Source organism: Motiliproteus sp. MSK22-1, assembly GCF_001968815.1.
Taxonomy (GTDB): domain Bacteria; phylum Pseudomonadota; class Gammaproteobacteria; order Pseudomonadales; family Balneatricaceae; genus Motiliproteus.
In genome coordinates, this window is the sequence record NZ_MIEQ01000095.1 from 25,620 (window position 1) to 45,333 (window position 19,714).

General features: G+C 48.2%; 7 protein-coding genes. 2 read left to right on the forward strand and 5 right to left on the reverse strand.

The window, feature by feature from the left end; all coding sequences use genetic code 11:
• Nucleotides 1-28: 28 nt before the first annotated feature.
• The 5 genes from BGP75_RS23620 to BGP75_RS23640 form a co-directional block, all read right to left on the reverse strand.
• On the reverse strand, nucleotides 29-1,666 hold the full coding sequence (locus tag BGP75_RS23620; RefSeq protein ID WP_076721380.1) for a cation:proton antiporter: 1,638 nt from the start codon (nucleotides 1,664-1,666) through the stop codon (nucleotides 29-31).
• Between the two features lie 296 nt (nucleotides 1,667-1,962).
• Nucleotides 1,963-5,136 carry a CHASE domain-containing protein gene (locus BGP75_RS23625; RefSeq protein ID WP_076721381.1) on the reverse strand — a complete coding sequence of 1,058 codons (3,174 nt, stop codon included), beginning with the start codon at nucleotides 5,134-5,136 and terminating at the stop codon, nucleotides 1,963-1,965.
• Nucleotides 5,137-5,531: 395 nt separating this feature from the next.
• Nucleotides 5,532-9,452: a CHASE domain-containing protein gene (locus tag BGP75_RS23630; protein WP_076721382.1), complete on the reverse strand. Its 3,921-nt coding sequence runs from the start codon at nucleotides 9,450-9,452 to the stop codon at nucleotides 5,532-5,534.
• A 200-nt stretch (nucleotides 9,453-9,652) separates the two neighbouring features.
• Nucleotides 9,653-13,114: a CHASE domain-containing protein gene (locus BGP75_RS23635; RefSeq protein WP_076721383.1), complete on the reverse strand. Its 3,462-nt coding sequence runs from the start codon at nucleotides 13,112-13,114 to the stop codon at nucleotides 9,653-9,655.
• Nucleotides 13,111-14,364 (reverse strand): EAL domain-containing protein, encoded by a 1,254-nt coding sequence (locus BGP75_RS23640; protein ID WP_076721384.1) that lies wholly within the window; start codon nucleotides 14,362-14,364, stop codon nucleotides 13,111-13,113. The genes BGP75_RS23635 and BGP75_RS23640 overlap by 4 nt, the downstream gene beginning before the upstream one ends.
• 1,147 nt (nucleotides 14,365-15,511) lie before the next feature.
• On the opposite strand from BGP75_RS23640, the gene BGP75_RS23650 reads away from it, so the two are divergent.
• The gene (locus tag BGP75_RS23650) at nucleotides 15,512-17,263 is read left to right on the forward strand and encodes a diguanylate cyclase (RefSeq protein ID WP_076721386.1); all 1,752 of its coding nucleotides are present in this window, start codon (nucleotides 15,512-15,514) and stop codon (nucleotides 17,261-17,263) included.
• Between the two features lie 95 nt (nucleotides 17,264-17,358).
• Nucleotides 17,359-19,704 carry a phosphoenolpyruvate--protein phosphotransferase gene (gene ptsP, locus BGP75_RS23655; protein WP_083705015.1) on the forward strand — a complete coding sequence of 782 codons (2,346 nt, stop codon included), beginning with the start codon at nucleotides 17,359-17,361 and terminating at the stop codon, nucleotides 19,702-19,704.
• The last annotated feature ends 10 nt before the right edge of the window (nucleotides 19,705-19,714 follow it).

Sequence of the window (19,714 nt, forward strand, 5' to 3'; positions counted from 1 at the left end):
TCAGAAGGCTATCAACCGTTTCAGATTGCTATGGCATCGGAATGACATCATCGCTGTGTTTGTCAGTTTCAGAATGGGTGGAGGGTAAGGGGGGATTCTGTTCTCCAAGAGTTTGCTGTACATGCGCAGCAAAACCTGCTCCCGCTTCCGCATAAAAGTTGAATCTTGCATGTACACCGATTTCTTGTAGTCTGGCCAGTTCATCCTCGTGCTTGGCGACTGCTGCGATCTGTCCGTTGTATCCGATAGCCCGAAGGCGCTCGACGGTTTGCTCCATATCCACCAAGGTTGGCAAGGCCAGCATCACCAGCCGAACCTGGGCCGGATCAATACATTCCCAGAAATCCATGTTTTCTGCATCACCAGCAATGACGTTGTATCCTGCTTGCTGGCGTCTGGCGACCTGGAGAGCATCGGCATCAATACCACAGACTTTATCCCCATACTTTTCCCGCATGGACAAATAGGCTCCACTGCCAACACGTCCCATGCCGATAACAAGGATTTCAGCAGCGCCTATATCCGCCGGTTCATCACCGGGCAGGCACTTTCGAGTCTGATAACGTCTTAAAATGTGTTCAAGTGCAGGGTATATTGAGTGCGCCCGTGCGTTGAGGACAGAGGCCAGGATAAAGCTGATGGACAGAGACAAAGCCATAATCATCAACCACTGTTGACTGATCCAACCAGCGGTTACGCCAACGGAAGTCACTATTAAGCCAAATTCACTGTAGTTGGCCAGAGCCAGAGAGCTTAACAGCGCTGTCCGCGCCCGCAATCTGAAACCGGCCAGCAAAGCATGATATAGCAGAGTCTGAATCGGTAATATCAACAAAGCCAATCCCGCTGCTACCACCAGATCCATTATACCTGGCAGTGCATCGATCCCTATGGAAAGAAAAAAACCGATCAGGAACAGATCTTTAAAGCTTAGTAATGAGCGCGCAAGCTCTGTGGACTTAGTGTGTGGACTCAGTAAAACGCCGAACACCAGCGCTCCCAGATCGCCTTTCATGCCGACTAATTCAAATAGCTCACTTCCGGCGATAGCTGCAAACAATCCATATAATACCAGCAGCTCTCCATGACCACTGCGTTGCAGGATCTCTCCAAGTATGGGTCGAATTAAGGGCAGTGCCAGCAGTCCCAGTGCCCAAAGGGTAGGGACTTTATCGGTGGCCAGGGTCAGAAATATAACGGCCATTAAATCCTGGATGATCAGTATGCCAATGGCTATTTGACCATGCCGTGTTTTCATTTCACTGCGTTCTTCGAGGATTTTCACTGCAAACACAGTGCTGCTGAAACTTAAAGCAAAAGCAATAATGGCTGCTGCGCGCCAATCCAATAATTCAAAAACTCCGAATCCGGCCAGACCAAACAGCATCAACAGGCTTGAGACCAGGGTAATACTCAGAATCATATGAACGCTGGCACTTCCCCAAACCTCAGGTGCCAATAGGTTTTGTGGTCGTAACTTAAGACCGATTGTGAACAGTAGCAGGGTAACCCCCAGGTCGGCCAGATTCTGAAGCAAGGGACCGCCTTCAACGCCCATAGCATGAAGAACGAAACCTGCCGTGAGAAAGCCTACTAATGGTGGCAGGCGCAGTTGTTGGGCGCCAAGTCCTAACACCAAAGCAATCAATAACCAGAGTGGATCCATCTGTTTCTCAGCTCCTAGATCATGACGATGGATTACAGCTAATCCATACCGTTAAACGCCCTGAAGTGTACCAGCAGATTGACTATCGGCAGCACTATTTTTATCTCAGAATGACTGGCTATCTATCGGCATATCAATTTTAAGCAACTATCAAAAAAGAGTAGTTTCTTCTTAGAGGTTCCGGTTAAGGCTCAGATTTTTCATAGAAAGGTTGTTCTACATATCAATTGTCGCTGGATGAAGGGTTCAAGAAAGGAGTGGGCTTGTTGTTCCGTACACTGAATCAAGGGTTAGCTTTAATCTTGAGGTAATTCAGTTTGAGGCGATTCAGTTTGAGGTGATTGATGTTGAGGTCGTTCAGAGAACAAATTCCCCTGATCCAGTTTGTGGCTCAGAGCAGACATAAGGGTTTTCAGTCCGTTCTCAACATTCTCGAAGTACTTGGTGATAGCAGCCTGATCCTCCGTTGTTGCTGCATTTTCCAGCTCAGCACAGATATCGCCAAGAGTAACAGCCCCAACTGAACGGGATGCTGATTTTAGTTTGTGGGCGATATAGCAGAGCTGTCGGCTATCCCTCTGTTTAAATGCCTTACGCAATTCTTTAGCTTGCTGTTGAGCCGACTCCCGATAGCTGATCAGCAAATCATTGATGATCTCTGGATTGTCACCTACGATTTCTGTTAATACCTCCATGTTCAGGACTTCGGTTTCATTAGTTGCGGTTACTGCTGCCTCGTCAGTATCGGTGACCCACTGGTCCGATGAGGGGGTGCCGACCTTCGACATGTATTTTCCCAGCTGGTCTTTTAGCAGATGAAGCTGAACGGGTTTGGTCAGATAGCCATCCATTCCTGCTGACTTAGCCCGGTGAGCTTCACCGTGTAATGCATTAGCCGTAAGCGCCAGAATCGGTATCCGTGTTCCATTGCTCTCTTCGGCGCGAATGCTCCTGGCCAGGGCGTAGCCGTCCATATGGGGCATATGCAGGTCACTGAGAAGCATTGCATAATTTTCCGTTCGCCACATCTCTAAGGCAATCTTTCCGTCTCCGGCAATTTCTGCTGCATATCCCAGCAGGCTCAGTTGACGTAAAATAACTTTCTGGTTTATCAGATCATCCTCTGCAACCAGGATCAGGCGGCCTTTTTCACGGGCTTCCGATACTGTAATGGGCTTATCTTCAAATTGAACCACATTGGTATCAGTGCGTTTTTTAACTGGAGTTTCCCGCCCTGCTGCAACGGCCACGGCATCGAGTATTTCCTGTCGTCGAATGATTTGGCTGTTTACAATGATGGCATTTGAAGTGGTGTCTCCGCTGGTCTCCTCTTCCGTATTGTTGTTGCTCCTCGATATATAGATCTGGCCAATATGCGGGTTGTTGTTCCGGCTTTCGTCACATAGCTTCCCAAAGGTAGAAATGTGATCTGTATCCATGATTGCCACCAAAGGTTTGCCGGTAGTGGCCGCTTGCAGGAATATTGATTCAGGGTCTGTGGTTGACTGAACCTGGGCACCAGCATGCTGCAGGTATACGGTAAGGTCGTCGGCATCATAGTGAGGGCTTTCAACCAGAATGCAGGTCAGTCCGCTCAGGCCCTGCTGTGGAGAGGTTGTTTGAGTTTCCACGGGTTCCGCAGGTAAGGTAATGATGAATGTCGAGCCCTGGCCAAGCTGGCTTTCTACTTTTATGCTGCCTTCCATCAGATTAACCAGTCTGTCGGCAATGGCCAGGCCAAGCCCTGTACCGCCAAAGCGCCGGGTTGTGGATGATTCGGCCTGTGTAAAAGAAGTGAATAGACTCTCCAGAGCTTCTTTTGTCATACCGATACCGTTGTCCGCAACGCTGAATCTGATGGTGCCTGCTGATTGGTCAGAAACTTCCACCCGCACCTTTACCTGACCTCGTTTATCGGATTGATTACCACTGAATTTGACAGCGTTTCCGATCAGGTTGTACAGCACCTGGCGCAATCGCGTCGGGTCGGACCAGACCTGATCAGGTATCTCTGGAGAGGTAAAAAGACTGATATCTGTACCTTTGCTGGCGGCAACGGTCGACAGGGTAATACAAATATTTTCAACAATTTCGACCACAAATACCGGGGCTCGCTCAAGTTCCAGTCGACCAGCCTCTATTTTGGAGAAATCCAGGACATCATCAATCAGATCCAACAGTGTCAGCGCTGATTCGCGAATGGTTTTTACGGCATCGGCCTGTTGTTCACTAATACGACTGTGGGCCAGGACATCGACCATACCAATAACGCCATTCATTGGTGTTCTGATTTCATGACTCATCGCAGCAAGAAATGATGATTTTGCCCGATTGGCGTGCTCCGCTTCCGCTTTCGCTTGTTCAAGTTGTTTGTTGGTTTCACCAAGTTCAGTTGTTTGCTCTGCGAGTTTCAGTGCACGAAGTCTTGTTATGGTAAACATATTGCTGATGATAAATAGCAGTATGCAGAACAAAGAACCTCCGATAAGCAGCCATATTGGTAATGTGAAGCCGAGTCCTGCTTCAAAAATCGGAGTTGAGTAATAGCTGATTGTCCATAATCGACCCGCAACCTGAACCTTTTGGGCGGTCCGGAATACCGGTTTCCAGGTTTTAGCAGTGAGCCCCAGTTCTGCATCACCATCGTAAAGCAATGCGTTCTGGTTTTGCTCAGTGCCATCGTAAACTTTAAAGCTGACCGTGGAGGTCTGTTCCCTGAGAATTCCTTGCATCAGGTCTGTTGCCCGAAACGGACTGTACACGTAGCCGTATAATGCCTGCCTGCGTTCCGGTACTGAAGCAGGTGTCTCCGAGGTTGTGTAAACGGGAAGATAGAGTAAAAAACCGGCTTGCTTATCGTCAGTTATTTCCTGTACCAGCTCAACCTTGCCAGACAAGGCCGCCACTCCAGTATCGCGGGCTTTTGACATGGCCGCGTTACGCACAGACTGTGAGAACATATCATAACCAAAGGCCTGGCGATTGCGTTCATCAAATGGCTCAAGATAGATGATCGAGGTGTATTCATCACGAACACCCGAAGGCTTGAGATTATAATTGCTAAACCCCTCACTACGGATTTGCTGAATATGATTGTCCAGGTCGCCAGGGCGGAGAAAGAGAGAAAATCCCAAGCCTTGAATACCGGGGAAATTTTCTTCTAATTTCAGTGTTTCAAAGTATTTTTTCCAGGCCTGACGGTCCACCTCCCGGGAGATGTCAAACAACCCCTTGCCTCCCCGGAGCACTTGCTCATAGGCTGCCATTTGATTGGTGATCTGGGATTCGATGAGGTGAGTATTGGCCTTGAATCGCAACTCGGCAGTACGATAGACATATTCACTGGCATACTGCCAGCCGCCAATAGTAAACATCAGGGTGACCAATAGTACAATCAGTGGTGTGTAACCGGGTTTAAAGCGGGTGCTGGCCGTCAGGATTGAATTTTTGATTGGTGCCGGGTTTTGCATAACTCGATTCCTTTCCGTCCCCTGTATGCAGTTGCACTGTCCTTCGAACTACACCACACCCGTCCGTACGGTTAATCAACAACAGATACTGCTCCAGCGATTTTATACAGGTTTTATCTTCTTTTCATCGGTGGGCAGTGTCTCCACAACGAATGAAACAGTCCTAATTGTAATAGTTGATGAAGTCGCATATTGCAACCGCTCCTATGGTGCATCTCTAAATTAGAACCAATTAAATTGTTGTAGACTGAGGAATAAAAAATCAGGGATCAAGAAAGCTCTGAATAAGCGCTATCAATAAGTTCCAAATACTCCGGGTTCAGCCGCAATATAAGGTTTATTTGGAGGTGACGCCGGTTATCTGCTGGCGGGTTATGGAGCCGTACCCTTAGCGACTATGCGGGTCCGCATATCTTATCTATTGCAGAGAATACAGCCATAAGAGCGCTATCAAACTCCTTGAGCAGCCTGTCGTCATCGGGTTGTTGGGCATTCTCTATTCGTTCACAGTATTCCCCCAGGATCATTGCGCCCATCGCCCGTGAGGAAGATTTTAATCGGTGAGCTGCGGCTCCGGCGGCTTCCCAGTTATCGGTCGAGATTGCCCTGCGTATTTGTGTGATCGCTTCCTCCGCAGAATGCCGAAAATCGAGCAGAAACTCTTTAACCAATTCCGGTTCGTCTCCGATTAACTGCTTAAGTACTTGGGTGTCAAGTACAGTCTGGGTATCAACTACAGTTTGATTGGAAATATCCTCAGGCTGATCCGTTTCTGCGGGGCTGGTCCCGGTATCATCAACAGGTTTCTCTGGCAGCCACTCTGCCAGTTTGGTTTTAAGCTTATCAAGTATAAGTGGTTTGGAAAGGTAGTCGTCCATGCCAGCCTCCCGGCATCGTTCAGCTTCCTCTTTGAGGGCATTAGCCGTGATTGCAATGATTGGTCGTCTACCGGAGCTGCCGTTTTCTGCACTACGGATGGCTTGTGCCAGCTCATAACCATCCATTTTAGGCATTTGAAGGTCAGTCAGCAGTAAGCTGTGACAGTTTTGATGCCACATATCGAGCGCATCCTGACCGTTATCGGCAAAATCAGCCGCATAACCAAGCAGCGCTAACTGACAGCGAATCATCTTCTGGTTGGTATGGTTGTCTTCTGCAACGAGGACTAAGCGCCCCTGTTTCATTGCTGAGTCTCTATCCGGTGGCGTTAACATTGCGGTCAGGTGCTCGTTGGTTTTTTCATCGGCCTTCTGTTCTGCGCGGCCGGTAACGATTGCAATTGCTTGTAGCAGTGCTCCACGGGTCACGGCATCGCTGTCGAGCATAACGATGCCCGGTTGGAGCTGACGTGGTGCGAGGCGTTGACCACGGCCGACAATAACAAGAGATGGTTTCGGATCGATTGTCAGCTTGTTGTACCAATCCAGTACAGATGAGTCTTGAGCTTCCAGCAGTACGACGGTAGCTGCTGCTGGTAAGGCACTCAGTTTTTGCTCGGCCAGCTCCCGTGTCGGCAAAATATCAGTCGTTGCATGAGCATGTTGCAGATAAATACACCAGTCTTTGGCCTGTGATCTGGCCTGTAAAATAACCAGACAGCTCAGGCCCGTCAGATCCATCTCATTAGGCGGTAAGCAAGGAGTTGCTGTTCGCTCGATCGGTAGAGTAATGGTAAAGGTAGAGCCCTGGCCGGGTTCACTGATTACTCCTATCTCTCCTCCGAGCATTTCTACCAGTCGCTTGCAGATCGACAAGCCAAGTCCAGTCCCACCGTAGCGCCTTGTTGTAGAAGCTTCCGCTTGAGCAAAGGGTTTGAAAAGACGGCTCTGAGCCTCTGCCGTTATGCCAATGCCATTGTCTGCCACTGAGAGAGAGACTTGTGATTCAGCCTTGAGTTCTGCTCTTACCAGAATCCGGCCACGGTGCCCTTGACCGCTGGAAAACTTGATGGCGTTGGAGAGGAGGTTATTGAGAATCTGTCGCAAGCGTACACTGTCGCTAAGGATCTGGCCAGGTAGATTCGGATCGGTAAAAATATCCAGCTTCAGCCCCTTGCGCAAGGCAACCTGCTTCATTGTGGCACAGACCGATTCAACGATACGCTCTAATGATACGGGTTGATGTTCCAGTTCCAGCTGACCCGCTTCGATCTTTGAGAAATCGAGAATGTCATCGATCACCCGAAGCAGGGTGAAGGCTGAATCATGCATGGTTTCAACCAGTTCTGCCTGGTGAGGTTTCAGACTGGATCGGGCAAGCAGGTCTACGCAACCGATGACGCCATTCATTGGAGTACGAATCTCGTGACTCATGGTGGCGAGAAACGCTGATTTGGCAACTGTTGCCTGCTGGGCCAGCAATAACTCCTGGCGGTCTTTTTCTTGCTGCAATCGATCGGTGATATCGCGTACCGCAGCGGCTACCATGGGGCCTTCTTCTGTCTCCATGGGGCCAAGGCTGATTTCTACCGGAAATGATGTCCCATCTTTACGAACCGCGTTGAGGCTGGCGCCACTTACTCCCATGGGTCGGGTTAATGGGGTGTTTAAGAAATTTTCGCGCTGCTTTATATGTTGTTTATGATTTTCCTGGGGGATTAAGATTTCTATCTTCTGTCCTACCAACTCTTCGCTTAACCAGCCGAACAGTTGTTGACAGCGTCGATTCAGCAGTCGGATTACTCCTTGGTGATCAACCATAATCATGGCATCAGGGGCGAACTCGAAGAGGTCCCGAAAACGGTTCTGCATTTGCTCAGCGATAAGCTGGGCTTCTCTTTGCTTGGTGACGTCATACATGGTGACTATGGCGCCTTGCTTATTGCCATTTTCATCCAGCAGAGGGCCGCCGTTAGCCACCAGGGTACGAGGCGGCTGTCCTTTTGCAATGATGCTCATTGCAGCGTCGGTTACGGTCTCTCCCTGCCATGCTCTGACCAGAGGAATACGCTCGGTTGCCAAGGGAGTGGTTCCATCTTCTTCAAAGAGGTCATAGTACTGGGCCCAGTCTTCAGGCGGAGTCTGACTTGGGTCGGTGCCGTGCCATTCCCGAGCGGCTCTGTTGAACAGTTTTAGCTGGCCCTGGGCGTCACAGGCGACTACACCCTCCGCAAGGTTCTCCAGTAACAGACGATTGAACAGCTCCTTTTCACGCAGAGTTCTGGCGGATTCTTCCACTTCTTGTGTTCGCTCACGTACGGCGCGGGCCAGATCATTGTTATGACGACGATGATTTCTGAGTAGTGCGACCATCAATATCGTCAGGATCAGTCCGAATATGGCGACTATCCATGGCCAGGCTGTACGGTTATCGGCTTCAAATTGTGGAAGCGGGCTGGCTAACAGACTGTACTGTCTACCGGCAGAACCGAAGCTTTGTATTGAATACAGCCCTTCTGATGGTTCGGTCAAAAGGTCATTATCGGGAGATAAGGTTTCCTTTCTGAGTCGAGATCCATAGATCGCAAGGAATTGGTTGCTTTCACTGGTATCGTACAGTGTGTAATCGATAGGGGATGGGGTTTGCACTTCAGATGCTCTTTCAAGAAGCTTCTGCGGATCCAGTGCAGCAAGGGCATAGCCCGTCAGTGCTGTCATCCGCTGTTCGACGGTTTCGATAGCCGCGTTTGCGCGGAATATGGGGATAAAGGCGAGCAAGGCCCAGTTGACTTGTGCGTCCCTGATCCAGGGGACACGAGGTGTTATCGCGGGTCGGTTGCTGTTACGGGCCAGCTCCATGGCCTGGCGTCGATCATCCCAGAAGCCGTGGTCGAGCCCATGAGCGAATGCGTTCCGCTCTTTTGGCCAATAGTAAAGGACGGGCATGTATCCTGAGCGGTCAGCTGCAGGAACCAGCTGTCCTTCTGTATTGGGTTCGGCTATATAGAATGCCGGGGAGCCGGCTGCTTTCACTGATTGTTCGAACAGGGCCCGTTTTGAAGCCGGTACCACGGGGATCCACTCAAAGGCGTAGACGGCTGGATCATTGGCCACCAGTGTCTCGGTGACCTGCTCAAACTTCGCTTGGTCCCAGTCACCGACGATTTTCGAGTTGCTGGAAAGCAACTTGAGTTCACGCAATACCAGATCGAAGCGATAATCTAACAGTTTTGTCCGTTCTGCTGCCAAGGTGTCGAGCTTTCTTTGCAGTAGTGTTGTTTCTGCTTGGTAGAGTTGCCAGAAAGATAGCAAGGAAAGGATCAACCCCAGCAGGAGAATCAGTGTGGGGGATGACAGAGTACTGGTGGCGAAAAAAGGCCCCGAAACGGAGTTCGGTAATTTCTCTGGATCTGGAATGATATTTTTGCTGTTCACCATTCAGTTGATCTCTTGTCAGTAGTCTGACGTTATTGGCAGGTTTAATGCCCTGGCCGAACTGTCAGCTTGATTGCTTTTCTGCATCATAAGGTCGCTTATCAATTTACTATCTATTTATCTATCTACGTGCTGCCAGCTGTTCTCGTTCTGATAAATCGCTATCTGTATTTGATAAATAAAATGGAAGTAACTATTAGGGGTCAGCTGCTGTTGGTTCTCTGCTGCCACTGTTTTACTGCATCAAAATGCTGTGATAGCTGACTAACCAAGGCATCAAGCTGTCTCGATTCTTTGCCAGCGCTTTCTGACTCCAGCTCCTGACAGCAGGAGGCCAAGGCATGGGCACCCACTGAACGAGCAGATCCCTTGAGCTTATGACAAAGACTTCCAAAGGTTTGAAAATCCCCTTTTTGGTAGGCATTCAGAATTTCATTGAGATTACCTTCACCGTTACAGACAAAATCCCGATAAAATTCGGCCAGTATCGAAGGGTCGCTGGTGCCCAGTACCGACTCTAACGCAGAGGCGTCTATTATATCGGCTGTTTTGATGGGGGCTGTGTCGGATGGATCAGCTGTATTGGATTTGTCTGCTGTTTCGGTTAAAGGCAACCAGTGAGTCATAACAACCTGCAGGTCTTTAATTCGAATAGGCTTGGTCAGATAATCATCCATTCCTGCCTTGTTACAGAGCTGTGCGGTGCCTTTCAGGGCATCAGCGGTGATAGCGATAATGGGTATGGGCACTAACTGACGTTCACTCTCTTCATTGCGAATTGTTCGGGCCAGCTCGTAACCATCCATTTCGGGCATATGACAATCTGTTAACAGCAAGTCATATACCTCGGATTTCCAACGCAGCAGCGCTTCGCGGCCATTGTCTGCCACCTCTACGTTATAGCCAAGTTGCTCAAGCTGATGTCGAATTACCTTCTGATTGGTTTTGTGGTCTTCTGCCACCAGTATTCGCCTCTGAGAGGCGTTACTCGCGTGCTGGGCCGGGAGTTCACTTGATTGAAGGAGCGTTTTTTTGTCCTCGGGGTCTGCGTTTAATGACAGTCGGCCTGCGACCACTCCTGTTATGTGCAACAGGTCACTGCGATGCAGGCTGGTGATATCCAGTGTTGCTGATCTGTCCTGAAAGTGCATTCTTTGTTCCGTATTTCGGCTCAGAATGATGAAACGAAGATTCTTTAAGGTTGAGTCTTTATTGCAGTGATTCTTCATTGCCTGAATATCGATACTTTTATCATCGACCATCAGCAGAGGTACGGGTCCTGTTGAGTCGATAGCTGCCAGTTTCAAAGGATCTTCTTCTTTGGCGACAAGTCTTACCTGTGCCCCAGCTGATTCAAGATAGCGTTTCATATAACTGGCCATCTGCTGATCCTGGCTTGCCAGCAGTACTTTCAGGCCACTCAGGTCAAACTGGTTTTTCTGGTCCACAGTCAGTACCTCCTCGAAAGGGATTCGGCAGCTGAAAATCGCCCCGTTGCCTTCGCTGCTATCGATACTGATGGTTCCTCCCATTGCATCTAATAGACGTTGGCAGATGGTAAGTCCCAGACCACTACCACCAAAACGACGGGTTGTGGATGCTTCAGCTTGCATAAAGGGTTGGAATAATAATTTCTGTGAGGCTTCCGTCATCCCCACGCCGTTATCTTCAACCCGGAACATGACAACTTGCTTGCCGGACTTCCGGTACAGTAGTTCTACAGATATGACGACTCGGCTTTCTTTTTGCTGTTCACTGGAGCTGAATTTAATACCGTTGCTGATTAAATGAAGCAGAACTTGGCGCAATCGTACCGGATCTGCATAGACTTCATGTAATTCGGGATCGCAAAACATCAGCAATTCAACCCCTTTCTTGCGGGCTGTCTCAGCCATCGTGTCGACGGTCTCCTCCACCACGCTGATAAGATCGACAGCAACTCGCTCCATTTCCAGGCGGCCAGCCTCTATCTTGGAGAAGTCGAGAATATCTTCAATAATATGCAGGAGGGCAAAACTGGAAGAGCGAATGGTTGCGAGAAGCTCGTTCTGGTTAGGACTCATTTGGGTTGTTCCCAGCATTTCAACCATGCCTATAACACCATTCATCGGCGTTCGAATCTCGTGACTCATCGCTGCCAGGAATGCAGATTTTGCACGACTCGCCGCTTCCGATGCGTTTTTTTCCTCCAGCAGAAGGTTTTCAGCTCTTTTACGCTCGGTAATATCTCGAACCACAGCGGTAAAAAACAACTCTTTTTGTATATATACTTTGGTCAACCGTATTTCTATTGGAAATTCACTGCCATCATGGTGTAAAGCTTCCAACTCCCGGCTGGAGCCAAGAAGCTTCGCTCCCGGGGTTTGTAAGTACCTGTTCATATAATCATCATGGTGTTCCGCGTAGCGCTCAGGCATCAGTATGTTGATTTTCTGGCCAATCAGCTGGTCAGTCTTATAGCCGAAAATGCTTTCTGTTGCCGGATTGCAAGAATGAATGATTCCGCGGGAGTCAACGGTGATAACACCATCTCTTACTGTCTTCAGAATTGAGCTGCTGAACAGTTCGCTGTCTTCACGTCTGGCTTGTTCTGTGACGTACTTTTGGTAAGTTTCTGTGCGATTGATCAAGGATCTCAGGTAGAGGTATATCACGCAGGAAGCCAGAAGACCTGCAATCAGCAGCAAAAGGGGAAGTTGCAGCCAGTGTGAACTGGATTCGTGATTTCGAGGGTGAAACTCCATTTCCCAGTTTCGACCGCCAACGGATAAGTGGTGGTGATAAACGTCCCCGGTTTGGTTCTGCTGAACAGCATGCTCTGTGCCGTGAGCCTGATGATCAGTGCTGTACAGTAATTGTTCCCCTTCGGTATCCCTGTCGGTTATCCTAAGGTGAACTTCACTCTTTCCGGCATCTCCGGCAAGGGCTGTTTCAATGAGTCGTTCCAGCTGGAACACGCCCAGGGTAAATCCCAGCAGGTGCTGACGTCGCTGATCTATGGTTTCAATAGTCTGATTAGGCTGGTATACAGGAACAAACAATAAAATTGCTTTCTGGCCGTTAGTTTTCCCGTCCAGATCAATCGGGCCTGTGGCGATGGGCGAGTCGGTGTCACGGGCCTGCTCGATTGCTCTCTGGTGGCTGGGTTTTAACGCCAGATCTGATCCGACAAGATTGCTGTCCTTTAAATGAGGGACCGTGTAAAAAACGGGAAAGCTATCCTTACTTTTGAATGCGGCGCTGTCCTGGCTATCTATTGAGGCACTAAGTTCTGTTGGGGTGCTAAGTTCTGTCGAGGTATTAAGTTGATTCGAAGGTCCGGAGTCCGGATTTATCCGGGGAGCCCATGCAATAGCATGCAGACCCGGATAGCGATTTAATATTCTTTCTGTTATGAATTTGAATTCATCCTGGGTTCTCAGACTATTGAAGTGAACTTTCCCCTCGAGTGTCCTTACTGCCCCAACTGAAGCGGCCAGGGTCCGTTCAAGCGCCAGTACTATATAAGACGAATGGTATTCCAGTTCACTTTTCGTGTGGTGTTTTTCATTATGTAATGCCAGTTTCCATGCCAGCAGGGTCAGTCCTATTGATAATATAAATCCTGCTAGCGGAGAATTCTTACGTAGCCAGCGTCCGAGCTTAGTCACAGGTGTCAGTCTCATAGCCTGTGAGCCAAATCAAAGTGAATCAGGTGCGCGCTTCTTTCCTTCCAGGATTTGGCCCAATCAATGATCTCTCTACCGGGCATGGGGCGTGCGATAAAATAGCCCTGAGCCTGGTCACAACCCATCTCCAGGACTCGATTCCAGTCCGATTGATTTTCCACGCCTTCAGCAACGACTGTTAAGTTCAGGCGTTTGGCCAGTTCAAAAGAGGCTTCCAGAATAGTCCTGGTAGTGTCACTTACCGTTGCTCCATGAACAAAACTTCTGTCGAGCTTTAATTCATCAAAGGGCAGGTCCCGCAGTTGCTGGAGGTTTGAGTGGCCGGTACCGAAATCATCAATGGAGAGGCCAATCATCTTAAGACGAAGACGGACCAGATTATCCATCGGTCCTTCCAGCTCTCTCATTAGCTGGCTTTCTGTAACCTCCAGTACAATATTTGAGTTTTCCTCATTGGCGGCCTTGATTGCGGCTTCGACTCGATCTGGAAAGTTAAGATCGTAAAGGCTGCTCATGGATACGTTGACCGCGGCGAACAGTTCCAGTCCCTCTTGTTTCCACCGCTTTCTGTGTTCCAGCGTCTTATTCAGCATCAGCATAGTCAGCTCGTCCATCAGATCATGCTGCTCAGCTACCGGAATAAACTGATCGGGATAAATCGTTCCTTCAGAGGGGTCAATCCAGCGGGCAAGGGCTTCGACACCGACTAAGCGTGCCGTTAACAGATCGATCTTTGGCTGAAACCAGGGTTCAATCTTCCCTGCTGTGATAGCATGTTTCAGTGCTTCAGCCGATACCAGTCTTGGTGCCGGTACATTCCTGTCTGTTGTGCGTGATTCAGGGGTGAAGTTATTGCGGATCAGGGATCGTAATGTCTGCATTTTGACAGGTTTGGAAACAGATCCGAGCACGTTCAGTCCACGCACCCTGGCCAGGTTTTCTGCCACCGACAGAGTTCGGGAACCTTCGCCACTGATCAGAATAATACCGCCGCTAAAGTTAGCTTCCACCAGGCGACGAAAGAATTCGATGCCATCGATACCCGGGATATTGAGATCGCTGAGGATTATCTCAACTGGCGGCTGGGAATTTTGAATTGTCAGCAGAGCCTGGCTTACATCAGTGGAAGTAACAACATACCGACAACCCATAGCCATCAGTGAAAACGAGAGGGTTTTTAGAACAAAGGGATCATCATCAACTACCAGTACGTGCCCCAGAGAGGTTTCGAACTTTTCGTTTTGCATTTATCGAATCTGCCTTCTGCTATATACCGTTTTGTACTATTGAGCTTTGATCTGTCTGGTTTTGTGATATACCGCTGCTAGAAATTGTTGAGAGTTTGTCAGTTGAATGTATTGCTAATCGATGATCAGGGGGGGACTGACCTTATAGAGCAGCCAGTGCCCGTGTGTGCAACACTGCTTTCCCGGAATGAACATGGCAGGGAGGGTAGAGGTTTCAAAACTGTCAGTTTTGGGCCTGTATAGATTGCCAGGTCTGAAAGCTTAGCGGCTAACTGTTTTCTGACCTTATTGGTATTAGATACGTTTGTTACCAATATGGATGTATTTAATATCATAAAACCCACCCAGCAGACTTTTGCGGTGCTATCCATACGCTTTAAGGCCTCAGGACCTATGGATATACAGCACTTGATTTCAAATTACGTGGGGGGATTAGAGCTACTCGCTGGTGCGATAAAACAGGCCATCCCTGCCAATATAAGTAAATATTAGTCGGTTTTTGAGAGAGTTCAAGCTGCTCAAAATTATAAACTTGTCGCGATACCAGTGGTTGATTTTTACCCTGTCGGTCTAAGGGATCTGAGAACAATTCCATTGGGCCTCAGCTCTTTTTAGATTACATTTTTGGCTGGAAGCCCGCACAGGGGGCATATCGGTGTCCGGACCTTCCATGTCTATGCTATAGTTTTAGATATGATTTAACGGTGCTGTTTTTGCTGGCTGGGAAATGTCAGTAATTTTGTCGCGACGGGTTAGCAAGGATCCTGCAGGTTCGCGTTGATAGGAACGATGCTAATCACAGATTTAGCGCTGTCAGGCTTATCTCCATCTGCTGTTTTTTCCAGCTTAAGCTGGGGAAGACTGTGTGCACATCAGAGTAAGCTGAAAAATCCCTTTCCGGTGATCATTTTGCTCCTTCTGGTTTTCTTTAATGGATACTCTTTGGTTTTGGGCATGACCATTAATGTGGCTGGCGCTATTTCTGTGTTTTACAGTGGTTGTTTAACGCTAGTTAATAAGGTTCCTTGGCAGGGTGGGGGAGTTAAGAGGTAAAATAAAGAATTTTTTAGTTACTGGGGAAATATTATTGATTATATGGAGTTTTTATTCGTTGGGATTAATTAGTTGCGGATGTTAGGAAAAATTAATGAATAAAAAGCAGTCTCACCTGGATATAAAGGGTGTTAGCATTAGTTACAAAATGGCTATTGTTCTTTTAATAACTACATTAACCTCAATTCTTATTATCGGATCAATATATTTTTTCAAAACTCAAAGTGAATTATCCGATGTTGTTGTGGATCATCTACGAAAGCTGTCAAAACATCAGGTTTTTCAAATTCATCAGGCGATAGAGAGTAACCGGGATCGTTTAGCCCTTATTTCCAGTCGGACACAACTTCGAATTTCACTTTTGGAGTATGCTGAGAAAGATAAAAATGACCCAGGAACGGAGCATCTTGAGCGGATAAATAAAATAATTTTTGATGCTAAACAGTCTATTCCCGATTTTAACAAGTTAACCATTGCCGATTCTAATGGAAAAATAGTTGTTTCTACCTCTCCTCAAACTATCAATACTGAGGTCGCCAAAAAGTACTATCAAAAAAATGACTCTCATTCTTATGTGACGACTACTGTTGAGTCGATGGGTAGTTCAAAGAACCAGTTGGTGCTTACCCAGTGGTTATTCTACAACGGTATTCGGGTTGGGTTACTTATCGTTTACTCAGACCTGTCAATGTTTGAGAACTTGATGAATTCTCAAAAAGACGTAGGCAGTTCTGAAGAGCTTCTTATTGTCTACAAAGACGAGAAGGGTAAGCTACAATCGCTGTTGCCGCTGAAAGGTGCTGGCTCCGTCAGCCAAACTGTAAATATAGATCCCTTTGAACTTTCAAAAAAGGAGCGCGACAGTTTACAGCCTCTTATTGATTATCGTGGGCAGGAGGTTTTGGCGGTTACTCATGTTCTGCCAGAAATTAACTGGGGATTTATTTCCAAGGTTGATGTTGAAGAAGCCATGCATATTGTCGACAGCCAAAAGAGCTTTTTATTGATATCCGCATTATTGTCCAGTCTGGTGGTCATGATCATTGCTTTTATTATTGGTCAGTCGATTACCAAGCCTGTTATCGATATTGCTTATGTGGCTACCATGATTTCCGAAGGTGATTTATCCCGAAGGATACAAACCTTCACAAGAGATGAAATAGGTGTCTTGAGTATCGCTTTTAACCAGATGGCGGATAAATTGATTGAAGCTAATAAGTTACTCGAAGATAGGGTAAGGGAAAAAACACTGGAGCTGACCACTGCCAATGCCAACCTGACCAAATTAAACTCTGAGCTTGAAATAATATCAATGGAAGATTCACTGACCGGGATTGCCAATCGTCGTGCTTTCGATAATTGCATAAATAGTGAATGGAAACGCGCAATGAGGACTGGTTCACCGATTGCGTTAATTTTGCTCGATGTTGACTATTTTAAGCTATATAACGATAAATTAGGTCATCAAGCTGGTGACAAGTGTCTCAATCGGTTGGCAACTGTTCTTAGTACTTACAGTAGGCGGGGGAGTGATCTGGTTGCTCGCTATGGAGGAGAGGAATTCGCTATTTTACTTCCGAACACTGGTAGGGAGGAATGCCTGTCAATCAGTCATAAAATTAATACAGCGGTGAAAGAAGAAGCGATTCTTCATCCAAGTTCAAAGGTCAGCCAGGTGATTACCGTTAGCATCGGGGTGGGAGCCGTTGTTCCGGGGTTGGGTTTTCCTGTTGAAAAGTTTATCGAGCAGGTGGATCTGGCACTTTACCGTGCCAAAGAAGCAGGGAGAGATCGAGTGGTTATCGTGGATGAAAGTGATTATCCTGAGTCTATGGTGCATCAATAACGGGTTGAAGTTGCCGATAAACCAATTGCTATATGCTCGAATGATCTTTAGTTTGTTGGTCTTTTTACAGGCAGGATTTAATTACAGGTTTTCAAATGAAACAGCCGTCGGACCCTACTGCTTCTATTCTCCAGGCAGATATAGCCAGTAAAGATATCAAAACCTCACAACGGCGGTTGGCGCGGCTATATAAAATTGTTCAGGACGTCAGTCAAGCAACCACTATAGAACAGGCTTCAAAGGTTATTGTTGCAGGTGTTCGAGAAGCAATGCGGGTTGATGTCTGTTCAGTCTATCTGACCGATTCGGAGCAAGAGTTCCATTTGTTAATTGCCAGCGAGGGCCTCAGTCAGGATGTCGTCGGTCAGCTCAAGCTGGGCTTAAATGAAGGCCTTGTCGGTCTGGTTTGCGAGCGTTCGGAGCCGGTTAATATTCGTGATGCACCGTCCCATCCACGCAATTACTTTGTCCCTGATTCCGGCGATGAACTGTACCATGGCTTTCTCGGCGTACCTATCGTTCATCAGGGGAAGTTGCTTGGTATCCTTGTTGTACAGCAACTGCTGCAACGTCGTTTTAAGCAGTTGGAAGTTGCTTTTCTTGCCACCCTTGCTGCACAGCTGGCGGGCGGGTTTGCTCTTGCCAGGATTCGCAGTGCGGTCAGTGGAGATGGGCCCGCCCAGATTTCAGTACGACCCTATATCGAAGGGGGCGTCGGTGCCCCCGGTATAGCGTTGGGGACAGGCGTTGTTCTTTATTCTCCGTCGCAGCTGGATCAGGTTCCAGATCGAGACGCTGAGGATATTGAAAGAGAAGTGCAGGTGTTTGTATCTGCGGTAAAACAGGTCTCAACAGCGTTTGAGGATATTGGCAATAATCTGGGCAGCCTTGTTTCCCCTGAGGATCGCGCATTATTCGGGGCTTACGCAATGATTGCCCGTAGCGATGAGATTGTTGAGTCCACGATTGCCCGGATTAAAGCGGGTAACTGGGCTCCCGGAGCCTTAAGGGATGTGATCAGGGATTATGCCCAGGTATTTGAGGCGATGGAAGATCCCTATCTGAAGGAACGAGCTAATGATATCAGGGATATTGGCAGGCGATTGCTTACACAGCTGCTCGAAAAGGAGCAGACACAGGTGGTTTATCCGGAAAAAACGGTATTGATCGGAGATAATATCAGTGCAATTGATTTAGCTGCTGTTCCAAGGGAGCGGCTGGTTGGGGTGGTTTCCGGCCATGGCTCGAGTATGTCTCATCTGGCCATACTTTCCCGTTCCTTAGGTGTGCCTGCGGTGATGGGGGTTGCCACGGACATACCGACCAGCGCGCTTGATGGTCAGGAGCTGATAATTGATGGCTATCAGGGACGAATCTATATCGAGCCGACTAACGCTGTCAGGAAGGAATATGGGCGCCTGATTCGACAGGAACGGGAACTGACAGATGAGCTTAAGCGCTTAAGAGACTTACCGGCAATTTCTCTTGATGGCGTCAGAACGGTACTTAACACCAACATCGGATTGCTATCGGATATCAATCAGTCACAATCCGTTGGTTCTGAAGGTGTGGGTCTGTTCCGCTCAGAATTTCCGTTTATGGTTCGAAACAGCTTCCCTACCGAGGATGACCAGTACAACCTTTATCGCAAGCTGCTGGAGCCCCTTGCACCTCAGCAGGTAACCTTGCGCACTCTTGATATCGGCGGGGATAAGGCACTGCCTTATTTTCCCATTCAGGAAAGTAATCCCTTTCTTGGATGGCGTGGAATACGTATTTCACTGGACCATCCTGATATATTTCTCACTCAGATACGCGCTGCGCTCAGGGCGGATATTGGCCTGGGAAATTTGAAAATCCTGCTACCGATGATCAGTTCGATCGATGATCTTGATCAGGCCATTGCCCTGGTTCATAGAGCCTATGAGCAGTTGAAGGAAGAAGGGTTCGATGTGACCCTGCCCCCTATCGGAGCGATGATTGAAGTTCCTGCTGCCGTTTATCTGGCGAACGCGATTGCCCAGCGCGTTGATTTTATGTCTGTCGGCACCAATGATTTAATTCAATACCTGCTCGCTGTGGATCGTAATAATGAGCGGGTCATCAGGTGGTTTGATCCATTACATCCGTCGGTTATTGCTGCCTTGCTTCAGATTGTCGAGGCGGGTAAGCGACATAACAAACCCGTCAGCGTCTGTGGTGAGGCTGCCGGTGATCCGGCGGTTGCGCTGCTTCTGTTGGGGATGGGGGTTACCAGTCTGAGTCTGAATGCCAGTGATCTTCCGCGAGTGAAGTGGTTGGTGCGTTCTTTTTCTCAGACGCGCTGCTGGGACATACTCCAGCAGGCTCTTGTCCTCGATAAGGCCTCCGCTATTCGGGATATGCTCACGCAGGTGCTTATTGATGGTAATTTAGGTGGGCTCACGCGGCCCGGAAAGTGAACCGCGTAGA

Excerpts from the sequence above, each read along its gene's own strand:
- BGP75_RS23620 (WP_076721380.1), bottom strand. The coding sequence starts at position 1,666 with ATGGATCCACTCTGGTTATTGATTGCTTTGGTGTTAGGACTTGGCGCC.
- BGP75_RS23625 (WP_076721381.1), bottom strand. The coding sequence starts at position 5,136 with ATGCAAAACCCGGCACCAATCAAAAATTCAATCCTGACGGCCAGCACC.
- BGP75_RS23630 (WP_076721382.1), bottom strand. The coding sequence starts at position 9,452 with ATGGTGAACAGCAAAAATATCATTCCAGATCCAGAGAAATTACCGAAC.
- BGP75_RS23635 (WP_076721383.1), bottom strand. The coding sequence starts at position 13,114 with ATGAGACTGACACCTGTGACTAAGCTCGGACGCTGGCTACGTAAGAAT.
- BGP75_RS23640 (WP_076721384.1), bottom strand. The coding sequence starts at position 14,364 with ATGCAAAACGAAAAGTTCGAAACCTCTCTGGGGCACGTACTGGTAGTT.
- BGP75_RS23650 (WP_076721386.1), top strand. The coding sequence starts at position 15,512 with ATGAATAAAAAGCAGTCTCACCTGGATATAAAGGGTGTTAGCATTAGT.
- ptsP (WP_083705015.1), top strand. The coding sequence starts at position 17,359 with ATGAAACAGCCGTCGGACCCTACTGCTTCTATTCTCCAGGCAGATATA.